Source organism: Promicromonospora sp. Populi (assembly GCF_041081105.1).
Taxonomy (GTDB): Bacteria; Actinomycetota; Actinomycetes; order Actinomycetales; family Cellulomonadaceae; genus Promicromonospora.
On record NZ_CP163528.1, the window covers coordinates 3,041,247 to 3,063,539 of the forward strand.

General features: G+C 71.1%; 18 protein-coding genes and 1 tRNA gene. 11 read left to right on the plus strand and 8 right to left on the minus strand.

Going from position 1 to position 22,293, the window contains the following annotated elements; all coding sequences use genetic code 11:
* The first annotated feature begins 152 nt into the window (after positions 1–152).
* Positions 153–1,103, plus strand: a complete 951-nt coding sequence (locus AB1046_RS13735) for a hypothetical protein (RefSeq protein ID WP_369369866.1) — start codon at positions 153–155, stop codon at positions 1,101–1,103.
* A gap of 6 nt (positions 1,104–1,109) precedes the next feature.
* Here the strand turns inward: AB1046_RS13735 and AB1046_RS13740 are convergent, their stop codons facing one another.
* Positions 1,110–3,893 (minus strand): cation-translocating P-type ATPase, encoded by a 2,784-nt coding sequence (locus AB1046_RS13740; protein WP_369375707.1) that lies wholly within the window; start codon positions 3,891–3,893, stop codon positions 1,110–1,112.
* A gap of 343 nt (positions 3,894–4,236) precedes the next feature.
* Here AB1046_RS13740 and AB1046_RS13745 point away from each other — a divergent pair, with 343 nt between their 5' ends.
* The 3 genes from AB1046_RS13745 to AB1046_RS13755 all read left to right on the plus strand — a co-directional run bounded on the left by AB1046_RS13745 (position 4,237) and on the right by AB1046_RS13755 (position 6,453).
* Complete coding sequence (locus AB1046_RS13745) at positions 4,237–5,007, plus strand: SDR family oxidoreductase (protein WP_369369867.1); 771 nt, start codon at positions 4,237–4,239, stop codon at positions 5,005–5,007.
* A 154-nt stretch (positions 5,008–5,161) separates the two neighbouring features.
* The gene (locus AB1046_RS13750) at positions 5,162–5,734 is read left to right on the plus strand and encodes a hypothetical protein (protein ID WP_369369868.1); all 573 of its coding nucleotides are present in this window, start codon (positions 5,162–5,164) and stop codon (positions 5,732–5,734) included.
* A gap of 65 nt (positions 5,735–5,799) precedes the next feature.
* Positions 5,800–6,453, plus strand: a complete 654-nt coding sequence (locus AB1046_RS13755; protein WP_369375709.1) for a response regulator — start codon at positions 5,800–5,802, stop codon at positions 6,451–6,453.
* Between the two features lie 15 nt (positions 6,454–6,468).
* Here AB1046_RS13755 and AB1046_RS13760 read toward each other — a convergent pair whose 3' ends face one another.
* A complete protein-coding gene (locus AB1046_RS13760; protein ID WP_369369869.1) occupies positions 6,469–8,139 on the minus strand; it encodes a GAF domain-containing protein in 1,671 nt (556 codons plus the stop codon).
* A gap of 131 nt (positions 8,140–8,270) precedes the next feature.
* On the opposite strand from AB1046_RS13760, the gene AB1046_RS13765 reads away from it, so the two are divergent.
* From AB1046_RS13765 to AB1046_RS13775, 3 genes are read left to right on the plus strand one after another with little or no spacing between them, the layout of a single operon-like run.
* Positions 8,271–8,474 carry a universal stress protein gene (locus tag AB1046_RS13765; RefSeq protein ID WP_369369870.1) on the plus strand — a complete coding sequence of 68 codons (204 nt, stop codon included), beginning with the start codon at positions 8,271–8,273 and terminating at the stop codon, positions 8,472–8,474.
* Positions 8,422–8,721 (plus strand): universal stress protein, encoded by a 300-nt coding sequence (locus AB1046_RS13770; protein ID WP_369369871.1) that lies wholly within the window; start codon positions 8,422–8,424, stop codon positions 8,719–8,721. Before AB1046_RS13765 ends, AB1046_RS13770 begins: the two co-directional genes overlap by 53 nt.
* A gap of 14 nt (positions 8,722–8,735) precedes the next feature.
* Positions 8,736–9,623 (plus strand): universal stress protein, encoded by an 888-nt coding sequence (locus AB1046_RS13775; protein WP_369369872.1) that lies wholly within the window; start codon positions 8,736–8,738, stop codon positions 9,621–9,623.
* A 131-nt stretch (positions 9,624–9,754) separates the two neighbouring features.
* Here AB1046_RS13775 and AB1046_RS13780 read toward each other — a convergent pair.
* From AB1046_RS13780 to AB1046_RS13790, 3 genes are all read right to left on the minus strand, one after another.
* Positions 9,755–9,827: transfer RNA gene (locus AB1046_RS13780), tRNA-Ala, on the minus strand.
* Between the two features lie 101 nt (positions 9,828–9,928).
* Complete coding sequence (locus tag AB1046_RS13785; protein WP_369369873.1) at positions 9,929–10,804, minus strand: hypothetical protein; 876 nt, start codon at positions 10,802–10,804, stop codon at positions 9,929–9,931.
* 234 nt (positions 10,805–11,038) lie between these two features.
* A complete protein-coding gene (locus AB1046_RS13790) occupies positions 11,039–11,596 on the minus strand; it encodes a GNAT family N-acetyltransferase (protein WP_369375711.1) in 558 nt (185 codons plus the stop codon).
* Positions 11,597–11,876: 280 nt separating this feature from the next.
* Here AB1046_RS13790 and AB1046_RS13795 point away from each other — a divergent pair, with 280 nt between their 5' ends.
* Positions 11,877–12,521 (plus strand): 5-formyltetrahydrofolate cyclo-ligase, encoded by a 645-nt coding sequence (locus AB1046_RS13795; RefSeq protein ID WP_369369874.1) that lies wholly within the window; start codon positions 11,877–11,879, stop codon positions 12,519–12,521.
* 55 nt (positions 12,522–12,576) lie between these two features.
* Here the strand turns inward: AB1046_RS13795 and AB1046_RS13800 are convergent, their stop codons facing one another.
* The gene (locus AB1046_RS13800) at positions 12,577–15,252 is read right to left on the minus strand and encodes a penicillin acylase family protein (RefSeq protein WP_369369875.1); all 2,676 of its coding nucleotides are present in this window, start codon (positions 15,250–15,252) and stop codon (positions 12,577–12,579) included.
* A gap of 185 nt (positions 15,253–15,437) precedes the next feature.
* On the opposite strand from AB1046_RS13800, the gene AB1046_RS13805 reads away from it, so the two are divergent.
* The 3 genes from AB1046_RS13805 to mscL all read left to right on the plus strand — a co-directional run bounded on the left by AB1046_RS13805 (position 15,438) and on the right by mscL (position 17,606).
* Complete coding sequence (locus AB1046_RS13805; RefSeq protein ID WP_369369876.1) at positions 15,438–15,809, plus strand: FmdB family zinc ribbon protein; 372 nt, start codon at positions 15,438–15,440, stop codon at positions 15,807–15,809.
* 595 nt (positions 15,810–16,404) lie between these two features.
* Positions 16,405–17,034 (plus strand): Flp pilus assembly protein CpaB, encoded by a 630-nt coding sequence (locus tag AB1046_RS13810; RefSeq protein ID WP_369369877.1) that lies wholly within the window; start codon positions 16,405–16,407, stop codon positions 17,032–17,034.
* Between the two features lie 158 nt (positions 17,035–17,192).
* A complete protein-coding gene (gene mscL, locus AB1046_RS13815) occupies positions 17,193–17,606 on the plus strand; it encodes a large conductance mechanosensitive channel protein MscL (protein WP_369369878.1) in 414 nt (137 codons plus the stop codon).
* 171 nt (positions 17,607–17,777) lie between these two features.
* Here mscL and AB1046_RS13820 read toward each other — a convergent pair whose 3' ends face one another.
* Positions 17,778–18,035, minus strand: coding sequence for a hypothetical protein (locus AB1046_RS13820; protein ID WP_369369879.1), 258 nt, complete (start codon positions 18,033–18,035; stop codon positions 17,778–17,780).
* 37 nt (positions 18,036–18,072) lie between these two features.
* Positions 18,073–22,119, minus strand: coding sequence for a hypothetical protein (locus AB1046_RS13825; RefSeq protein ID WP_369369880.1), 4,047 nt, complete (start codon positions 22,117–22,119; stop codon positions 18,073–18,075).
* Positions 22,120–22,293: the final 174 nt, after the last annotated feature.

A 22,293-nucleotide genomic window follows, 5' to 3' on the forward strand; every position in this document is an offset into this window, starting at 1 on the left:
ACCCGTGCAGTCCACCTTCCTCGCCCAGGACCCGGGGCATCAGGGCCGTCCGGCCCGGGCTGGCGGGACGTTCGGCCCTGCCTCGTGCGTACCGCGGGACGAAGACTGGGGACCTGTCCGGACCCGGACGGTCATCTGAAGGGAGAGACACCATGGACGTCGTCGACTCGCGGGTCGAGCGGATCTTGAGGGCTGCGGAAAGTGCCCCGAGTGTCTACAACACCCAGCCGTGGCAGGTGGATGTCACGGGCAGCACCGTGACCCTGCGCGCGGACGCCGCGCGGCAGCTGCGGCACTCCGACCCGCACGGCCGGGAGATGCTGATCAGCTGCGGAGCGTTCCTGTTCAATGCCAGGACGGCCGCTCGGCGGGACTCGCTGACCGCCGTCGTCAAGGTCCTGCCGGACCCGGACGACGAGCTCCTGGTGGCCGAGATCGAGCTCGAACCGGGCCCTGTTCCGAACACGGACGAGCTCGAGCTGTCCGTGGCGATCGCGCGGCGCACGACGTCACGGGTTCCGTTCGATGACCAGCCGCTGTTCACGGACGTGCTGATGTCCATCCAGCAGGCCGCGCAGGACGAGGGCGCGGAACTGCGGCTGATCCAGCCATCGGAGCCCGTACGCGCGGACGTGATCGGGCTGGTCCGCAGGGCAGAGGCGATCGCCGGCGAGGATCCCGCGGCTCGTGCCGAGGAGGCGGCATGGACCGCCACAGATCCTGGACGTGCCGACGGCATCCCGCAGGACCTGCTCGGTCCTGGCGCCAGCGACGACCAGGCTCCGGTGCGACAGTTCCACGCCAGCACCGGCGAGGCTCAGTTCGAGCACCGGACGACGTTGGCCGTCCTCTCGACCGCGGGCGACTCGGCCCGGGACTGGGTGGCGGCGGGCCAGGCGTTGCAGCACGTGCTGCTGGTCGCCACCACCTACTTCGTCCACGCGTCGTTCGCAACCACCGTCCTGGAGAACCCGACGACCCGTCATGGCCTGCGCCGGGTCCTGTCTCTCGACGGGGCACCACAGATGCTCATGCGGCTGGGGTACAGCTCGATGCAGAAGCACACGCCTCGCCGGTCTGTCCCCCTCACGACCTCACCCTGAGTACACCTAGGCATCCGCATCACGGTGCCGCGACCGCCACAGCAGCTTGCGGAGCTCGTCGAACCAGAGCACCGAGGACGCCATGGCGACCGCAACACCCCAGTGCGCGAGGTCAAGGCTCGCGGTGCCGAAGGCGACCTGGAGGAACGGCACCTGCACGACGGCGACCTGAAGGACCACACCCAGGCCGATCGCACCCCAGAGCCACCGGTTGACGAACATCCGGTGGAACGCGCTCCTGGTCTCCGACCGGGAGTTGAGCACGTTGAACAGCTGAGCCAGGACCAGCGTGGTGAACCCGGCCGTGCGAGCCACCGTCAGCGAGTCAGATCCCTCGACCAGGCCGTCCGGCAGGAAGATGTCGATGGTCAGCAGGGTCGCTATGCCCATGACGAGTCCGATGGTCAGCACGCCCGTCCACATGCGCGCGTCGATGATCCGCTCGTTCGGACCCCGCGGGGGCCTGGCCATGACGTCGTCGGTCTCGGGGTCCACACCCATCGCGAGGGCAGGCCCCGAGTCGGTCACGAGGTTGATCCACAGGATCTGCGTGGCCAGCAGCGGCACGACGACCGCCTCGCCGCCCGCCGCTCCCTCCAGACCGATGACGCCGGCCAGCACCACGCCGAGGAGCACGGTGAAGACCTCGCCCATGTTCGAGGAGAGCAGGTAGCGCAGAAACTTCTTGATGTTGTCGAAGATGATCCGGCCCTGGCGCACGGCGGCGACGATGGTGGCGAAGTTGTCGTCGCCCAGGATCATCTTGGCCGACTCCTTGGTCACCTCCGTGCCGGTGATGCCCATGGCCACGCCGATGTCGGCGGTCTTCAGGGCGGGGGCGTCATTCACGCCGTCGCCGGTCATGGCGACGACGTGCCCGTCTGCCTGGAGCGCGTCCACGATCTGCAGCTTGTTCTGCGGGGCGACGCGGGCGTAGACCGACACGGTTCGTGTGGTCTCGCGCAGGTCTGCGGGGTCGAGGCCGTCGAGCTCGGTGCCGCTGACGGCGCGGGCACCCGGCTCCACGATGCCCAAGTCGCTCGCGATCCGCGTGGCTGTGGTCGGGTGGTCGCCGGTGATCATCATGACCCGGATCCCGGCCCGGTGGGCCTCGGCGACCGCCGCCGTCACCTCGGGCCGTGGCGGGTCGATGATGCCGACCACGCCCAGGTAGACCAGGTCCGACTCCTGCTCCTCCAGCCCCTGCGAACCGGTCCCCTCCGCGACCCTCCGGTAGGCGACGCCGAGTGTGCGGTACGCCTGGCTCGACAGGCGCTCGACGGCGTCGAGCGCCGCCGCCCGGCGGTCTTCGTCCAGCGGGACGGTCCGGTCGCCGACCTGCACGTCGGTGCAGCGTCCCAGCAGCACGTCGGGCGCGCCCTTGGTGACCAGCGCCCAGGGACCGTCGCCCGGCGGGTCCACGAGCGCGGACATCAGCTTGCGCTCGGAGGTGAACGGGACCTCTCCACGGCGTTCGAAGGTGGCCACGCGGGCTACCGTGCCGGTGAGCTTGTGCGCCGCCACGAGGAACGCCGCTTCGGTGGGGTCGCCCTGCACGGTCCACTCACCGTCGCGTTCGATGAGCTGGGCATCGTTGGCCAGCGAGCCGCCGCCCAGCAGCATCGCCGCCTCTCGGACGAGCTGCTCGTCGGTCAGCGGCAGCCCGGCATCGTCCGGTCCCGTTCGTGCCTCGCCGTCGGGCCGATATCCCACCCCGGTGAGGGAGACTTCTCCGGAGGCGGTGACGATCCTCTGGATTGTCATCTCGTTCTTGGTCAGCGTCCCGGTCTTGTCCGAGGCGATCACCGAGGCCGAGCCGAGCGTCTCGGCGGAGTGCAGCTTCTTGACCACGGCGTTACGGCGGGCCATGGTCTGCACCCCGACGGCCAGGACCACCGACAGGATGGCGGGCAGCCCTTCGGGCACGGCGGCCACGGCGAGCGAGACGCCGAGCAGCAGGATGGTGACGACGTCGGCCGCGGAACGGACGTCGTTGACCAGTGCCGCCGCGACCATCACGACGACGGCGATACCGACCACCGTCAAGCCGAGCACCTTGCTGATGTGCGAGATCTCCCGCTGCAGCGGGCTGGGTTCCTCCTCGGTGGAATCGAGGAGCTCCGCGATGGCACCCATCGTGGTGTCCATACCGGTGGCTACCACGACGGCTCGGCCCACGCCCTGGGCGACGGCAGTGCCCTTGTAGACCATGTCGAACCGGTCACCCAGCGGTGCCTCGTCCGCCAGGACTGCCGCGTCCTTGAGGACCGCCTCGGACTCTCCGGTCAGCGAGGACTCCTGGACGCGCAGGGCGGTCGCGCTCAGCAGGCGTGCGTCCGCGCCGACGGCGTCGCCCTCCGCGAGCACGAGGACGTCCCCGCGCACGAGGGCGGCCGAGCGCACAGCGACCCGGCGGCCGTCGCGCAGCACGGTGGACGTCGCCTCCGTCATGGACCGCAGTGCCGCGACGGCGTTGGCCGCCTTGCTCTCCTGGACCAGCCCGAGCACCGCGTTGAGCACGACGATGGCGGCGATCACCACCGCGTCCACGGGCACACCCTCGGCGCCCTCGACCCACCAGACGGTCACCGAGATGACCACGGCGACCAGCAGCAAGGCCACCAGCGGGTCACGGAACTGGTCCAGGATCGTGCGCCACAGGGGCACGGGCGGCCTGGACCGCAGCTCGTTCGGTCCGTCCGCCGCCAGACGGCGCGCGGCCTCCGCGTCGCTCAGCCCCGTGGTGGGGTCGACGCCGAGATCGTGCGCGACGTCGCCCGCGGCCCGCACCGATGGATCGGGGGACGCGTCTGCGAACGGCTGGGCGGAGGACGACTGGGCGGAGGACGGCCCGCTGGGCCGGCGCGAATCTGCCACACCACGATCATCCTCCCCCCGGCGGATCTGGCAGCGGCCAAAGGTCCCGTCGATCCGTGACCCTCGCCCCTGCCGTTCTCGCTGTGTCGTTCCCAGCGTGCTTCCAGCGTTCCTCTGGTGCCACCAGCGGCACCAGGGACCAACGACCCGGAGCACGAGGACCGACGGCACAAGGCACGAGTGAACCCGCTGCCTAGCGTGAAGCTGTCCTGGCGCTGTGCCGGGCTCCGCCCACCAAGTTCATGGAGGACCCATCATGCGCACCATCGTCGTCACCGGTTCCGCCTCGGGAATCGGCCTTGCCACCCTGCGGCTCCTCGAACAACGCGGCGATCGCGTCATCGGAGTAGACCTCCACGACGCGGAGATCGTCGCCGACCTCATGACCCCGGCGGGCCGCGCCGAGATGGTCGACGCCGTGCAGGCACGAAGAGAGCACATCGACGGCATCGTGGCCAACGCCGGCCTGGCGCACCAGAACCCTGCGGATGTTGCAGTGAATTTCTTCGGCACGGTGGCCACGCTCGACGGGCTGCGGCCGCTGCTGTCCGGCTCGCGGTCTCCGCGCGCGGTCGCCACAGCGTCCATGGCCAGCCTCATGCCCTCCGACGGCGAGCTCGTAGATCTGTGCCTTGCTGGTGATGAACCGGGTGCGCTGGAACGCGCGGCCAAGCTCGTCGATGCAGAGCAGCGCGGGCTGATCTATGCCAGCACCAAGGTGGCGCTGTGCCGGTGGCTGCGCCATGCCGCGTCGGGGCGCGACTGGGCCGGTGCGGGTATCCCGCTGAACGCCATCGCGCCAGGAGTCGTCGAGACCCCGATGGTCGAGGGCATGATCGGGACGGAGATACAGCGCGCAGCTATGTCCGCGATGGTTCCGATGCCCTTGAACGGCTTCATGCGGCCCGAGGTCCCTGCACACCTTCTTACCTGGCTGGTCGGCGAGAAGAACTCCCATCTGTGCGGTCAGGTCATCTTCATCGACGGCGGATCCGACGCCGTCATCCGGGGCGACTCCACCTGGTGAGCGTGCCGCAACCGTCGGGTGACTGCTCGGTCCGCGCTCAGGGACCAAGGTCCCGACGACAGGAGTCAGGTGGCCCTGCCGCGAGCAGCGCGGTCCGCGGGACCGTGGAGTCAGGCGCAGGAAAAGATCCGGCGCATCACCCAGGAGGAAGACCATGAGCTCTATCAGCCACCACTCCGCACCGTTGGCGCACGGGCCGGTCGCGCGTGAGCGTGCCGCCTCGGCCGCCACGACCGTCACGAGCACCTCCGTCGCCCGGTACAGCCTCGCGGGCGTCCGGCTGCTCCTCGCCGTCGAGTTCCTCTGGGCGTTCGGCGACAAGCTCTTCGGCTGGGGCCTCGCCACGCCCGCCGAGCGCGCCTGGATCAACGGCGGCTCTCCCACCGAGGGCTTCCTCAGCGGCGTCGAGGGTCCGTTCGCCGGATTCTTCGGGGCGCTGGCCGGTAACGCAGTCATCGACTGGCTGTTCATGCTCGGACTGCTCGGCATCGGCCTGGCGCTCGCCCTGGGCATCGGCCTGCGGCTCGCCGCGGGAACCGGCGCACTGCTCATGCTGCTCATGTGGCTCGCGGTGCTGCCGCTCGACAACAATCCCTTCGTCGACTACCACCTGGTCGACGCAGTGCTGCTCGTCGGGCTGGCCGCGTTCCTGGCCGGCGACACGATCGGCTTCGGCAAGTGGTGGGCTGAGCTCCCGCTGGTCAAGCGGTTCCCCGTGCTCCGATGACAGATCACCCTGTGGTGCCCGTCCCGGTCGTGACCGGGACGGGCACCACGGCTACGGTAGGGCGTATGGACGTGCGTGTGTTCCTTGTGGATGACCACGAGGTCGTGCGCCGCGGCGTCGCCGACCTCCTGGAGACTGAGCCTGGGCTGCAGATCGTGGGCGAGGCAAGCACCGCCCGCGAGGCCCTGGCCCGGGTACCCGCGCTCGCTCCCGACGTGGTGGTGCTGGACGTGCGACTGCCCGACGGCGACGGCGTCACCGTCTGCCGCGAGCTACGCTCCCGCTTGCCCGATCTCGCCGTCCTCATGCTCACTTCGTTCTCGGACGACGAGGCGCTCTACGACGCGATCCTCGCCGGCGCCGCCGGCTACGTGCTCAAACAGGTACGCGGGACCGACCTGGTGGAAGCCGTGCGCACCGTGGCATCGGGCGGCTCGATGCTCGACCCCCGGGCCGCGGCCCGCGTGATGGAGCGGATCCGCACCGACGCCCATCACGAACCCGACCCGCTGGCCGACCTGACCGACCAGGAGCGCCGCATCCTGGCGCTCATCGGACACGGCCTGACCAACCGACAGATCGGCGCCGAGCTGTTCCTGGCAGAGAAGACCGTCAAGAACTACGTCTCCCGGATCTTCGCCAAGCTCGGGCTCGAACGGCGGGCCCAGGCTGCCGTCCTAGCCGCCCGCCTCGAGCAGGAAGAACATCCTCGTTCCTGAGTGGCAGCCCCAGGATCAGCCTGACAGGACGGCGTCCGTCGGCAACGGCACCCGCCACACCAGGCGGGTGCCGGTCCGGTCTGCGTCCGGGTCGGCGGGCCCGATCTCTAGGCTGCCGCCCAGCTCGTCCGCCCGCCGGGCAAGATTGCGCAGGCCGCTGTGGATCGCGACCGACGGTATCCCCACGCCGTCGTCTGCAACGGTGAGCACCACATCGTCAGCAACCGCCAGGAGGACTCCCGCGCGAGATGCGGACGCGTGCCGTGCGACGTTGGAGAGCGCCTCGCGCAGCACGGCAACAAGGTGGTCGGCGATCTCCGGCGTGACCAGGGTGTCGATGGGGCCCTCGAACCGGAGCCGAGGGGCGAAGCCGAGGGACACCACCGTGGCGTCGACCTCCGTGATCACCCGCGAACGCAGGCCCACTCTCCGTGGCCCCGTGCCGCCGGCCCGATCGCCCGGCTGCAGCCGGTAGATCGTGGTCCGCACCAGGGAGATCGTCTCGTCCAGGTCGTCGACCGCCGTGGTGAGCTGCTCGGCGACCTGTGGTGGTGCGGTGCGTGCCACACGCTGGAGCGAGAGCCCGGTGGCGTACAGCCGCTGGATGGCCAGGTCGTGCAGGTCGCGTGCGATGCGTTCCCGGTCGCGGAGCAGCGCGACGCGCTCGGCGTTGGCCCGTCCTTCGGCCAGCTCCAGGGCGACGGCGCCCTGGGCGGCGAACGCGCCCAGGGCCTCCACCACGACCGAGGGGAACGGCTGGCGGCCCTGGACGCGCGCCGCAGCCAGGACACCACGGGCACTGCCCGGCTTGCCGAGCGGCCAGACGGCCAACGGGCCGAGCTTGACCGGCAGGTCCAGCGAGAACCCGGCACGCTGGTCGGCCGTCGCGTCGTCAGTGGTCATCGGTATACCGGTGCGGAAGGTGAGTGCGGCGAACGTTCCGTCGGCGGAGAACACCGTTCCGACCTGTTCGTCGGCGCCGAGCCCCGATGCGGTCTGCAGTACCAGGCGCCCAGTGGCCGGGTCGGGCACGGAGATTGCCGTCAGGTCGGCGTCGGCCACCTCTCGTGCCTGGCTACCGATCAATGCCAGTACGTCGTCCGGAGACGAGCCCGCCAGGACCTGGCGGGAGATCTGGTCGTTGGCGCGGGCCCAGCGTTCACGCAGCCTCGTGTCGTCGTACAAGCGGGCGTTCTCCACTGCCACGCTCGCGGCTGCTGCAAGGGCCTCCAGAACCCGCTGGTCGTCGTCGGTGAAGTCGCCACCGCCGCGCTTGTCGGTGAGGTAGAGGTTGCCGAACGGTGAGCCGTGCACGCGCAGAGGCATCCCGACGAAGGTGTGCATCGGCGGGTGGTGTGCGGGGAAGCCCACCGAGGCGTGATGGGCGGACAGATCGTGCAGCCGTAGCGGCACTGGGTGACGGATCAGCTCGCCCAGCACGCCGTGGCCGGTCGGGTACGGGCCGATCGCGGCGATCTGACCGTCGGTCAGGCCGACCGTGAGAAACCGGGCGATCCGGCCGTCGTCACCGAGCACACCGAGCGCGCCGTAGCGGGCGTCGACGAGCTCGATCGCGGTCTCGACGATGTGGTGAAGCACCGTCTCCAGCTCCAGGCCGCGGCTGACCGTGACGACTGCTTCGAGCAGCAGGTCAGTGCGGTCGCGCGGGGTACCCGTCGGATCCATCGACACCTCCCGTGGCCACCGTAGCGCGGTGCCCGGCCACACGGGGACCTTGGTCCTGGCGCCTCGGGCCGCTCGCCCCTGCCTCGGCGCCCCAACCCCTGGTGTCCTGGTGGAGAGCAGAGGAGACGAGCATGAGCATCAACTGGTACCAGGGAGTTGTCGTCGGGGTCGACGGCTCGCACGAGAGCCTCGCGGCGCTGGATTGGGCGACTCACACCGCCGACCTGCATGACGCCCGCTTGACGGTGGTAGCGGCCTATGCCGTGCCTATTCTCCTCAGCGTTGCTCGAGCTCGACCCCGTGGCCGCCTCGTGGTACCAGGACGCGAGGACTGACCTGGCTGACCGGGTCGGTCGATGGTTGGAGAAGTACCCCGGAGTGACCTGCTCGATCGTGCTCCGGCACGGGGACTGCGCCTCCTTGCTGCTGCAGGGCCTGGCTCCTGATGACCTGGTGGTGGTCGGCGGTCGCCGCCACCAGCCGGTCATGGGTCGCCTGCTGCACAGCGTCCCGGACACCGTGCTCCGTTCGGCACCGTGCCCGGTCATGGTGGTACACGCACACCGTCATGCGATCGCCTGAAGTAGGGGATTCAGATGTCAGATACCGCGAAGAGCCCGGTGCTGGTCGGCGTGGACGGGTCCGTCTCGGCCACGCAGGCCGTGCAGTGGGCCGCGCTCGAAGCCAGTCGGCGTGGCACGTCGCTGTCGCTCGTCCACGTGTGGACCCCGGTCCCCGCGGGCGTGCCGCACGCGGCGACGCTCGGCCCCTACGAGGACGGGCTGATCGAGCAGGGCCGCCAGTGGCTCGCAGAAGCCGCGACGGTGGCCCAGGAAGCAGCACCCGGCATCATCACGAGCACCAAGCTGATCAATGGATCGGTGGCCGGACGCCTGATCGGGAGGTCCGCCTCGGCCGACCTGATGGTGCTCGGCTCCCGCGGGCTGGGCGGGTTCACCGGGTTGGTAGTGGGGTCGATCGCAATAGCTGTCGCCACCCACGGGCACTGCCCAGTCGTAGTCGTACGAGGAGCAGATCCACAGAGCGCGCCCCGTCAGGAGGGTCCGGTGGTGGTCGGCGTCGACGGGTCACCGACCAGTCGAGCGGCGATCGAGTTCGCTTTCCAGGCCGCGTCCCTCCGGAAGGCGCCCCTGGTAGCAGTACATGCTTGGAGCGACCTGCCTGTCACGACCGTCTGGGAGATGACGACGAGCTGGCAGTCGATCCAGCAACGCGAGTCGGAGCTGCTGAGCCAGTGGCTGGCCGAGTCCCAGGCACGGTATCCGGGCGTACACGTCGAGCAGGTCGTGGTCCGGGACGGTCCGGCCCATATCCTGCTCGACCACTCCAAGAGCGCACAGCTGGTCGTCGTCGGGTCGCGTGGACGCGGTGGATTCCGTGGACTGCTGCTGGGATCCACCAGCCAAGCTCTGATCCAACACGCTGCTTGCTCAGTGGCCGTTGTCCCGCCATCCGGTCCGTGACCGGACGCGACGACGAACCGGTACAACCCGCGGCGCGCAGGGGTGCGCGAGATGGCCGCAACCACGCCTGAGACGCAAGAAACCCCGCCTGACTCGGAGCGTTTGCCCTGGTCAGACGAGGTTTCTACCGGTGGAGCTAGGGGGATTCGAACCCCCGACCTCTTCATTGCGAACGAAGCGCGCTACCAACTGCGCCATAGCCCCTCGGACTGCAGAAGACTAGCACTTCACCGCAGGTGATCCGCAACTTGATGCGGTGTCGCGCGGGTCACTGACCATGACCCGCGCGACCCCGACCAGCGACGTCATCCGGCCGCCCGGCGTCGCGCCAGGATCTCCTCCAGCGGCTTGGCCAGCGTCTCGGACTTCGTCCGCGGAGGCTCTCCCTGCAGCGACTCGTCGGCAACGGGTTCGCTCCCAGACGGCGCAGAAACCGCCCCGGAACCGCCCGCCGTCGTCGGCCCCTTGATGGACGGCGGAATCGACGGCGGCAGAGCCGCCGGCTGACGCTGCGGAGCAGCGGCCTTGGTCACGTAGGTGGGCAGCGGAACGGGAACCGGGTCCCAGGCGCGCCCGTTCGGGAACTCGTCCTGCTTCGCCGCTTCCTCCTGCTCGACCTGGGGAGCCTCCGCCGGGACCTCGATGACCTTGGGCTTCGACGGCCCGTCGAGAATCTCGTCGAGCACGTCCCTGCCACCGACCCGCGGGATCGCCTGCGTCTGAGTGTTCGAGCCGCGAGTCGCCAGGCCGGTGACCTGCGCCCGGTTGCGCGGCGCGTACGGGCCGCCGTTCGAGAGGGCGCGGGCCTGCGTCGCGCGCTGCCGCGCCGCCCGCACGGTCGCCTGCCACCGGGCATCCGCACGCCGCGCGGCACGGGCCGCGCGCTGCCCCAGGAACAGCACGAACAGCAGCATGCCCGACGACGTAGCGGCGAACCCCCAGTGCAGCTGGCCGAACCCGGCGAACGCCCAGGCGACAACGCTGCCCACCAGCAGCACTATCGACACGATGAACCGACGTCGCGCCCGCGCAGCCCGCCGCGCACGCCGCTCGACGCGGCGGATGCGCTCCGCAGTCAGCGGCCGGCCGCGGACCATGATCTGGAGCGGGTGCCCCTTCGGGGTCGGGTGGGCGACGCGCGGCACACCTTGGCCGGCACCCCGCAGCTTGCGGTCAGTCATCGCCCCTCCCTTCCTACCCGAGCCGCTCATCGCGACGATGCGCAGTCCTGCCGAGAACCGGTCGGTCACTCGCGCGTCGGCAAGCTCTGTCCGACGACGCACCAGGCTCGGCAGCCAGTAGAGCAACCACAGGACAAACAGCGCTACGGCTGTGAGTCCTGCAGTCGATTCCACAACATGACGTTAGGCGAGCATCGCCACGGGCCGCCGCAGGGTGCGCGGCGTGTCCCGCCGTCAGCCCGCTTCCCGGATGCGCTGCCAGCGCGCCAGCAGCCCCCCGGGGACCTCTTCGCGGGTGACAGCAAACGTCCGGTGGTCCCGCCACTGGCCCTGGATGTGCAGGAATCGCTCGCGCACGCCCTCGTCCCGCAGGCCGAGCTTCTCGACGACCCGCAGGCTCGGCTTGTTCTCCGGCCGGATGTTGATCTCGATGCGGTGCAGTCCCAGGAAGAACGCGTAGTCGACGGCCATCGCCACCCCCGTGGGGATCACGCCCCGGCCGGCCACGCTCTGGCTGACCCAGTAGCCGATGCTCGCGGAGCACAGCGATCCCCAGGTGATGGAGGAGACCGTCAGCTGCCCGACGAGCGCGCCGTCGAGCTCCACGCCGAACGGGAGCGACGTCCCGGCGCGTGCCTGTGCGGACAGCGAGCGCACGTACTCGCCGAACGTCGAGGCGATGTACCGGTTCGCACCAGGCGCCGTCGCCTCCCAGCGCTCCAGCCAGGCCGCGTTCTCGGCCCGGAGGCGGGACCAGTCTCCCGCGTCCCGGCGTCGGAGCGGGCGCAGCACTACCGCACCGGCCGACGTGTCGTCACGCAGCGTCACGGGCCATGGCTTGGCCACCGTCCACCCCTTACCAAATCTTCCGGTCGCGCCTTCCGGCGCGTCTGACTTGCTCGACGGCATCATCGTTCGCCCCTTGCCCCGCCCCATGACGAATCCCGGCACTGGAGAGGGTCTACCACGCTCGGTGGTCTCAGACCCGTCGAGCAGCCGCTCGGCCATGTTCCCGCCTTCTTCGTACGCTGTTCGTAACAATCTTGTCTCGGAGTCTTGGCACAATAGCGTCATGAGCGGCATCTCCGTCCCGACGCCACAGCCGTACCCCGTCCATCCCGGGATGGAGACAGGCGACGCCAAGGAAGAGCTCCGCCGTGCGATCCGCGCTCTGCGTGGCCAACGATCGGCCCGCCAGCGGGCCCACGCCGCCGAGGCGCTCGCCGACATCATCGAGTCGATTCCTGAGGTGCGCGACGCCGGGTGCGTCGCAGCGTACGCGGGGCGCAACGCTGAACCGGGCATGCTGCCGCTCCTGGAGCGCCTCTCGGGCCGCGGTGTGCGGGCCCTGCTCCCCGTGCTCGGGGCCGGTCTGGCCCGCGACTGGGCCGACTACACCGGCCCGGACGACCTCCTGGAACGCGCGCCCGGCCGCCCGCCCGAGCCCGGCGGCGCCACGCTGGGTACCGATGCCATCAAGCTGGCCGACGTCGTCCTGGCGCCGGCTCTCGCCGTCGACACCCGTGGGGTGCGGCTCGGCCAGGGCGGAGGCTGGTACGACCGCGCGCTCACCCACCTGCGCCCGGGTGCGAAGGTCGTCGCCGTCGTCTTCCCCGAAGAGGTGTACGACGCCGCAGACCACCCGCTGCCCCGCGAGGAGCACGACATCCTGGTGCACGCCGTCGCGACCACCGCCGAGTGGCGCTGGCTCGGTTAGCGGGTATCGCGCTAGCGGGTATCGCGAACCGAGCCTGCGCCTACCTGGCGAGCGCCTACGGCGTGAGGATGAGCTCGTCCACCTGCGCGGCGTCGACCGCCTCGGGGCTGGACGGCCACGCGAAGGTCTCCCCCGTCGCCCAGGCCTCGAGCTGGTCGTCGTAGTGCTCGGAGGCCGGGTGTCCGGACGCACCGGTCACGACCACCCAGGTGGAGGCGTCGAGGTCAGCGAGGTCGACGACCATGCGCATGGACGGGCCGCCGGTCACGTCGAAGCTGCCGCTGGCCGCGTCCCACGCCGTGGCGTTCACGATCGAGGAGCCACCCCCGACCCTGACCGGCGCCGGGTTCATGTACGCGGCGATCGGGACGGGGATGCCCTGCCCGCCGAGCACCAGGTGCTTCAGCCTGAGCTGGTGCAGCGTGCCCCACTCCCAGTCGCTGGTGTCCTTGCCGAGCTCGACCGTGAGGTCCTGGCGCGCGCTGACCATGGCCTCGGTGAGCACCTGGTCACGGCTCTCCACCACGGCGACCGTGGACGCGTCGTCCCAGTACGGGTCGTTGGGGTTGTCGAGCATGCCCTGGATCACGGCGAGCCAGCGGCTGCTGCCGTCGGGCCACATGGACTCCGGCAGCTCGTCGTTGAAGGTGATCTCCAGCAGGTTGCGCCACACGGCCGCGAAGTAGGCGGCCGCCGCGGAGTCCTCGTCCATGACGTTGTCCCAGTCGTCCAGGAGGACCTGGCCGTCCGAGTCGTAGCCGGCTGGGAGCTCGACCTCGCGTAGCACCGGCACCAGGGTGTCGGCGTACTGGCTCCACTGGTCAAGCTGGATCTCTGACATGTCGTCGGCCGTGAGCACGCGGCCCTCGGCGACGATCTCGGTGAGCAGCGTGCGGATGCGCTCCGACCGGTACCCGTAGTCCCAGTCGCGCGTGAGATAGGGCCCGGTACCCCCGGGCAGCACCGCCTGGTTGGCCGCGACGATGAACCCCTCCTCGGGGTCCACGACGCCCGGCATCTGCTCCGGGGCAACGTAGCCGGTCCAGTCGTAGCGGGCGTCCCAGCCCGGGCGCGGCCACGAGCCGTCGGACTCCACCGCACCGGGCACGATGGCGCGCACCGGCACCTTGCCCGGAGCCTGGTAGCCGATGTGCCCGTCGGTGGTGGCGAACACGATGTTCTGCGCCGGGACCTCGAACCTCGTGGCCGCCGCCTGCATGTCCTCCGGCGTGCTGGCGACGTTCATGTCGAACACGGCGTCGGCGGTGTGGCCGGGCTCGAGCGCGGTCCACTGCAGCGAGATCTCGTACTGGCCCAGCTCGGTGCCGGTCTCCGTGGGCGAGCCGCGCACCGCATCCATCTCGGTCTCGCCCATGACGGACGAGATGATCGGGCCGTGCACGGTTCGCCGCACCTCGAGGTCGACCGGGCTGCCGCCGTCGACCCGGATCACCTCGGTCTCCGTCTCCATGTCGACCCACTCGTCCGCGCCGCGCAGGTAGGTGTCGTTGCGGACGCGCTCGATGAAGAAGTCGGTGACGTCGGCGCCCATGTTGGTCAGGCCCCACGCGATGTCGGCGTTGTGCCCGATGATCACGCCGGGGAACCCGGAGAAGGAGAACCCGGACACGTCGAAGGGGCACTCCGGACCCACCGTGTTGCAGTGCAGGCCCACCTGGGCCCAGATGCCAGGCGCGGCGAGCGAGAGGTGCGGGTCGTTGGCCAGCAGCGGCATACCGGACTCCGTGTACTCGCCCGATACCGCCCACGAGTTCGAGCCCGTGCTCGCGCCGCGCGCGATCTGCACGGGCACGGCGTCGAGCGCCCGCTGCGCGGCCTCGAGGGCCGCCGCGAGGTCCGGGCTCTCGTACACGTCCCCGGTGCCCGACGACGTCTGGGTCGCCGGGCTCTCCGGCGTCACCGGCGGGACGCCGGCCTCGGCGGGATCGAGGATCGTCGCGTTGCCCGTGCCCGAGTACGCGGGGAACAGCTCGGCGACGCGCGACGCGTCGTCGAGGGTGCTGTAGGCCAGGGCGCGGTCGAGCTCTTCGTTGTAGTTGCCGCGCAGGTCCCAGGCCATGGCCTTGAGCCAGGCGAGTGAGTCGATCGGGTCCCACGGCTCCGGCTCGTTCACCTCGACGCTGATGTCGAGCACCGTGTACTCCACGGCCGTCTCGGCGGGGCTGCGGTTCGCGAGGTAGGCGTTCACGCCGTCCGCGTAGGCCTGCAGGTACTGCCGGGTGTCGTCGTCGAGGATGTTGAACTCCTCCTCCGCGACGTGCCGCCAGCCGAACGTGCGGGTGACCATGTCGGCCTGGATCGCCTCGGCGTTGTTGCCCACGAGCTCGGCCAGGCGGCCTGCCGTGACGTGCCGGCGGTAGTCCATCTCGAAGAAGCGGTCCTGCGCGTGCACGTAGCCCTGCGCGCGGAACAGGTCTTCGGCCGAGTCGGCGTAGATCTGCGGCACGCCCTGGGCGTCGCGGCTGACGCGCACGTCCGAGCTGAGTCCCTCGACCTGCACCTCCCCGGAGACCTCCGGGAGCGGACGGCGACCGGTGAACCAGCCGAAGGTCGTCAGCGCTACCAGCGCGAGCACCAGGATGACCGTGGTACCGACGATGAACTGGCGAACGCGGGTGGTTCGAGTGCGACGGCGCTTGGTGGGTCGCGCACCGTCGGAGGTGGCAGTTTCGGCGGGCTCTACGGGCTCGGCGGGAGTGGTCGCGGACACGCAGTGGAGACTACCGCCCGCCCCTGGACATGAGTGAACCCACCTGGGTGAACACACTCAGGAGAAGCTGGGACTATCCCCCGTCGCTCGACCGTTACTATTGGCACTCGGAAACCCCGACTGCCAGAGCCGGTCCCGGTGAGCGCGCGACGCCCCGGCCGACCTGACGTCCAAGAGGAGTGCACGTGCCCACCTACGCGTACCGGTGTGCCGACTGCGGCCACGCATTCGACATCCACCAGGAGTTCAGCGACTCTTCGCTGACCGTCTGCCCCGAGTGCCAGGGCAAGCTGCGGAAGGTCTTCAGTTCCGTCGGCGTCACCTTCAAGGGCTCCGGCTTCTACCGCACGGACTCGCGCAGCACGTCGACGACCAGCACGCTCAAGCCCGGCAAGACTGAGTCCTCGTCGGACTCGTCCTCTTCTTCCTCGGGATCCTCTGGGACTTCGGGCGGGTCGTCCTCGGGCGACTCGGGGTCGTCGTCCTCCGGTTCGACGTCGAGCTCCTCCGGCTCCTCGTCGAGCACGTCGAGCACGTCAAAGGCCGCCTCGGCCTGATCGCCGTCGGGCCGCGTGCCCGGGTCAGCGGTCCCCTTTTCGGTCTGTTGCTGCCGACCGGCGCTGACTTCGGTCCCTTGCTACCGACCAGATCCTCACTTCGGTCGGTTGCTCTGAGATCGGTCCGTTAATTGACCGATCTCAGAGCAACCGACCGAAGTCGCGAACGCGATGAGGCAAGTGACCGAAGTCGCCGATCGCCGGCATCGTCGCGGCGCGTCGGACCGAACTCAACTTCATGGCCGCAGATGCACTGCCCCTGCCGGCCCACCACCCCGCGTCGATCCGAGATTCCCTGGCCGGGTTCAGCGACCCGCTCGACGGGTTCCAGCGGCGCGAGCTTGACCACAGGTGGCGTCTTCCCGTCGTCGTGCACAGGTTGTTCGACGACGGCGCGGCGACCCCACTCCGGCGGCCTAGCGTCGCGGGCATGGGACTTCTCGACACGATCACCAAGCCGGCCGCACCGGGACGGCGGCTCCATCCGGGATTTCCAGGGCCCCTCGATCCAGGAGGACCAGGTCCTGAAGGGTCCAGTCCGGGAGGGCCCGGTCCTGGAGGGCTCCGTTCGCCTCGGCTCCGGCGCGCGCGGCGCATGCTGTGGCGCTGGCGCTTCGCCCTCGCGGCCGCCATGTTCGGGCTCGCGGTCGCCCTGACCTTGCACGTCCTGCGCCCGCCGCCACCCCCGACCGTCGACGTGGCGGTCACGGCCCGCCCCGTCGCGGCGGGCACGGAGCTGACCCGGGACGACGTGCGAGTGCGCGCGATCGCGGCCGACGTCGCACCACCCGGCGCGGTACGCACCGTTCATGAGCTGCTGGGGCGCGCGGCGGTCGTCGGACTCCCGGCGGGTGCGCCGCTGCACGCCTCGCTCGTGTCCGACGACGGCGTATCCGCCGCCGCCCCGCGCGGCACCGTGGTGGTCCCGGTCCGGCTGTCCGACGGCGCGGTCGCCGCCCTCCTGCGCCCCGGCGACCGGGTGGATCTACTGGCAGGGGCGACGCCAGGGATCGAATCGGCCGGGGAGCCCCAGTACCTCGCCAGGAACGCGCTCGTGCTGCCGATCCCGGCCGAGCGCGAGCCGGAAAGTGCGGGCGGACTGCTGGGTCCGGCGTCGGACGGAGACGAGCCGGTCACGCTCGTCGCGGTAACCCCGAGGGACGCGCCGGAGCTGTCGGCAATATCGGGCTGGGGCTCGGTGACCGCGGTGCTGGTACCCCACTAATACAATGGGCAGGACTCGGGCGTATTTGCGGCGCAATGCCGCCAATTTGGCTGAATGTCGCGTCGACGTGCGCTGAACCGGATTTTCCGCCACAATCCCCTTCGAGGTCTCGGCTGACGCCGAACCACACCAAACGTCAAAGAGATCCAGGGGGATCCATGCGCGACCTGCTCACCGGCTTCAAAGACTTCATCGCTCGCGGCAACGTGATCGACCTCGCCGTCGGTATCGCGATCGGCACCGCCTTCACGGCCGTCGTCGCGGGGCTGCTCAACGGCATCATCAACCCGTTGATCGCCGCGATCTTCGGGCAGCCGAACATCTCCGGTGTCGGCCAGTTCACGCTCAACAATGCCGACTTCAGCATCGGCCTGTTCCTCCAGGCGTTGCTCAACTTCCTCATCGTCGCGGCAGCGATCTACTTCCTTGTTGTCATTCCGATCAACAAGCTGCAGTCCCTGCGCAAGCCCGCGGAGGAGGAAGCCGTCGAGGAGGCCCTCGACGAGCAGGTTGTGCTCCTCACCGAGATCCGCGACCTGCTCCGTAGCCAGGCCGGCTCGCAGCCCCGCTGAGCCCAGCCGCCCGGTTCTGCGCGCGACCTCGGAATGTGGGCGCGCCGCGAACTTCAGGAGATCGGTAAAAAGGTCAGGTGACCGGCAACCCGCCGATCACCTGACCTTTTGCCGATCACCCGGTGCCTCACCCAACCGGCCTCACCCAGCCGGGCCTCACCCAGCCGGGCCTCAGCCCCAGTGCGGCGGGACGTCGCGGCGGAGCTGGTCATCGTTGGAGCCGTGACCGGAGTCGGCCGAGGCTCCGCCGTCGGAACCCTCGGTCCAGCCGGCCGGGCGCTCGTCGGCGCTGACGCCCAGCACGGCCTCGCGCTCGGTCCCGCGCCGCACGACACGCCGGGGCCCCCGGCGCCGCGGGGCGGCTGCGCTCAGTGTCGGGGCGTCGTCGCCCGGCGCCGGGTCGGCCGGCTTGTTCTCGGACTCGCTCACCCCACCATTGTGACCCCCACGCGAGCCAGCGCCGGACTCAGCCGTCCAGGACCTCCGGGACGATGAGCTCAGCCGCCGGTGCCACTCCGCCGGCCAGCCCCACCCGGGCGTCCCGCACGGACAGCACCACACGCCGCACCCGCTCGGCCTCGGCGTCCGGGTCCAGGAACGCGGCAGCGGACCACACCTGCGCCACCACCCAGCCGAGGCGTTCGAGCCGCTCGGCGAGCTGCCGGTCGCGCACGCGGATGGAGGGCTCGGCCACGTAGGCGGCGTCGTCGGTCAGGACGGCCACGAGCAGCTCGCCTGGCAGGTCGGGGTGGCCCACCGCGAGCGGGATCCGGTCGCTGCCGGGGAGCCCGTAGTCGGTCTCGACCACGAGGCCCGAACGCCACAGCCGCTCCCCCAGGTCCACGACGAGCCGGTCGACGGACCGCGCCACGTCAACGCCGTTGCCGATCTCCACCTGGTCCGCGAGGCCCGAGCGCTCCTCGGCGAAGGCCAGCACCCGCGCCAGCATCTGGGGCCCTGGCCCGCGCAACCGCTCCGGGTCGAGATCGGCGGCCGGGAAGCAGGACACCACGTGCAGCCGCTTGCGCGCTGCCCCCAGCGAGCCGAGCAGCATCGCGTCGCCGCCGCCCTCGCCGAGCACGCCGAACCGGTGCAGCACGCGGCCGTGCGGCGTCCGCCCGAACCCGAGGGTCAGCACTATCGTGTCGCGCGCCAGCCCGGCCACGCCCGTGACGTCGGCGACCACCACCGGCTCGGGCCGCGACCCCGCGAAGAACGGCGCCAGCGCCGGGTTGCCCCGCACCTCCGCGAGCAGCCGCTCGCGGATGCGGTCGGCGTGCGCGGCGGTGACGGTGACGATGCCGAAGGTCTCCTCCGGCCGGGTCATCGCGTGCTCGATCGCGAGGTCGACAACCCGTTCCACCTCGGCGTTCGTCGACTCGACGGTGCCTGAGACGGGGTCGGGCATGCCGGTCCCGTCCACCAGCGAGAAGTGCACGAGCGCCTCGGTGCGCGGCACCGGCGCCGGCCGCATGATGCCCTCGTAACCGTGCTCGGCCAGCAGTCCGGTCAGCCGCGGGTCGCGCTGCGCGGGCTCCGGCCGCAGCGTGACGTGCGGCAGCAGCCGCGCAAGGTCTCGTACCGCGGTGCCTGACGCCGATCGCGGGTCGCCCACCACCACGATCTGCCGGCCACGGGCCAGCGCGGGCACAACCACCTCGACCGGCACGTGCTGCACGGCGTCGAGGATCACCAGGTCCGCGCTGCGCTCGGCGGGCAGCAGGTGCGGCACCATCGTCGGCGTGGAGACCCAGGTGGGCCGCAGCCGCCGCACGGTCGAGCCGCGCCCGGACACGAGGTCGCGCATCGAGGTCAGCCCGCCCTCCACGAGCGTGGCGTAGAGCGCCTCGGCGTCCTCCCGCTCGTCGCGCATCGCGGCACCGAGGTGCGCGCGCACCGCCGCCCGCACGGGCGCGGACAGCGAGTCGATGTGCCTGCGGTCGAGCTCACGGAACCGCCTGGCGAGAGCGTCCAGCCCGGCGCCGTCCTGCCCGGCAAGGTATGGCTCGGTGGCCAGGATCTGCTCGAACACCGACGACCACCACGACAGCTCCAGCTCGGGCCCCACGAGGTCGGCCTCCACGCGGCGCTCAGCGACGTCGTCGACCAGCTCGTCGAGCCCGGCCGCGCGCAGCCGCCGCAGCACCGCGGTCCGCTCGGGCAGCTGGGCCAGCGCCTCTTCCGTCTCCGCGAGGGAGGCGAGCCGCTGGAGCAGGGCGAACAGGTCAAGGTCGAGCAGCCCGCCGCCCGCTTGCGAGGAGCGCAGCACGGGTTCGAGCGCTTCCAGGTCGATGCGCACGGCCTCGTAGGTCTCCTCGACGCCGGCCAGGCCCTCGGGGAGCGTGGGCCAGCCGCCGCGCGGGCACTGCGTCTGCCACACCTCACGCTGCCGCTGCACCTCGACGAGGGCCGCGTGCATGTCCGGCACGCGGACTCCCGGCCGCACCATCTCGCGGGCGCGCCGCTTGAGCCGACGCCGCTCCAGCCAGCCCATCTCGATGCCCTGGTCGGCGCGCGTCCGGTTCGACGCGGTGGCCTGCACCAGGTCGGCGGCGGTGCGCTCGAAGACCATCGGCTGGAACACGTCGAGCGTGCCCCGCATGCCGCCGAGCATCGCCAGCTGGTCGCCCCACTGGTGCGCCGTCGACGCCTCGACCAGGCCCGTCACCTTCGAGACGTACTCGATCTGCTTGCGCAGCTCCGGCAGGGTCTGCTCGACCAGCCGGGTGACCCGCACGAGGGCGGCGCGCGCGTCGTCGTCGGTCAGGATGTGCGCACCGAACCAGGGGCTCGCCGCCGACCTCAGGGTGAACGCCCCCAGCTCGGCCGCCCGCACGAGGTCGGCGGCGAGCTCAGCGCGCCGCTCGGTGCCCATGGCGAGGACCGCCTCTGGCCCGAGCCGCACCCGGGTCGCCGGGGCCGGCCGCTCGGACGTGAGCCGGGCGAGCGCCTGCAGGGCGTCGTAGGCGGAGACCCGCCACGGGTCGCGCACCCGGTGCAGCGCCTCGATATAACCCGCGAGCTGGGCCCGGGACCCGATCAGGGCGTCCCGGACGCGCGCCACGTCGTCGGCGTTGATCCGCTCCTGCGCGGGCGCCATCGCCTCCAGGAGGCGGCGCGAGGTCGAGGTGCGCCAGGTCGGCACGGGCGCGATGTCGAGCAGCAGCCCGCCCAGGCCGAGCGAGTCCAGCCGCGCGGCGAGCGCGTCGGTGGCCCGGCGGTGCCCCGGCACGTACAGCACGGACCGGCCGCTCGCGTTCGCCTCCGCGACGACGGCGGCCAGCGTGCCCGCGACGTCGGACCCCACCGGGGCGTCAACGAAGAGGTGGCTGCCCGTCGCGAGGGCGTCCACGACGTGCCGCTGGTGCGGGTCCAGGTCGCCGACACCGCGCTCGTGCACCGGGTCGGCGTCACCCACGCGGGGCTGGGGCAGCTCCACCTTCCCCAACCGCGTCACTGACCTCTCCACGCCGCCGAGTGCCGAGACGACCTCGTGCTGGCGCAGGGCAGGGCCGAGCTCGTCGAGGTCGTCGACGAGCACCTGCCCCGGGTGCACAAACGTGCCCACCAGCACGCGCCGGTCCAGGTCGAAGTCGCCCAGCACCGCCGAGCCGAGGCTCGCCACCCGGTCCAGCACGTCCGTCGGGTTGAAACCGGCCAGCGTGAACGTCGCCTTGGCGAGCGCGACGGGGTCGATCAGGGCGCCGTGGGCGCGCAGCGTGCGCGCCACCACCGGGTTGATCTCGGCGGTGGACTCGAGCGTGATGTCGTAGTCGCCCTCGCCGTCGCTGCGCGGCGTGAGCATGACGGGCCGCAGGATGACCGGGGCGCGCACCACCCGCGGCTCGTTGGCATCCTCGTCGTCCGACGACGGCACGGGGCGCCCGGCCGGCATGGCCAGCGTCACGATCGGCACCGAACCGGTGAGGGCGGGGGCGTCGCCGTCGGCCCAGTCCTGCCCGGACACGGGTGCGGGCGCGGCGGGCGCGCTCGCCGGGCCGAGCACCCGGGTGATGGCCTCCATGTCGTTCGCATCGCCGCCGGTGGCCGGCCGCTCGGTCCAGGTCGCGACGCCGATCGCCAGGTAGGTGGGCGACACCCCGTAGCGCTGCGCATGCTCGGCGGAGCGCGCGGCGACCGCCCGGGCCCGACGTCGGGCGGCCGGCAGCGCGCCGGCCTCGCGCACGAGGTTGGACAGGCGGGTGGGCCGGCCGGCGAAGAGCTGGGCGACGCCCGAGGGGTGAGCCGCCGACAGGTCGATGACGGCCTCGCCGAGCAGTCCGACGTCGGCCAGGGACGATCCCCCGGCGAGCTGGACCAGCCCGGCGCGCCAGCGCGCGACCGACTCGGTCATGAGGTCCCGGGTGGTGTCCGGTGTGGACTCCGGTGCCTCCGACGCGGCCAGCTCGTCAGCCGGGTCCTCTGTCTCGTCCTTCAGCGCGGCCGAGAGCTCCTCGGACAGGTTGGCCGAGATCTCGGGGGCGGCTGCGGTCTGGCGGCGTGCAGCGTTCACACCCAGCACGCTAACCGGGCGGTGTCCGCAAGGGCCGGACGCCACGCCGCGCGACACGCCGGGCCCCCAGATCTCCCGGGCGTGTCGGGGTATGCAAAAGCCCCTTCGGCAGGGGGTCCGAAGGGGCTCAGCAGACGGACCTAAGTCCGACGGGGTATGACAGTGCGCACCGCG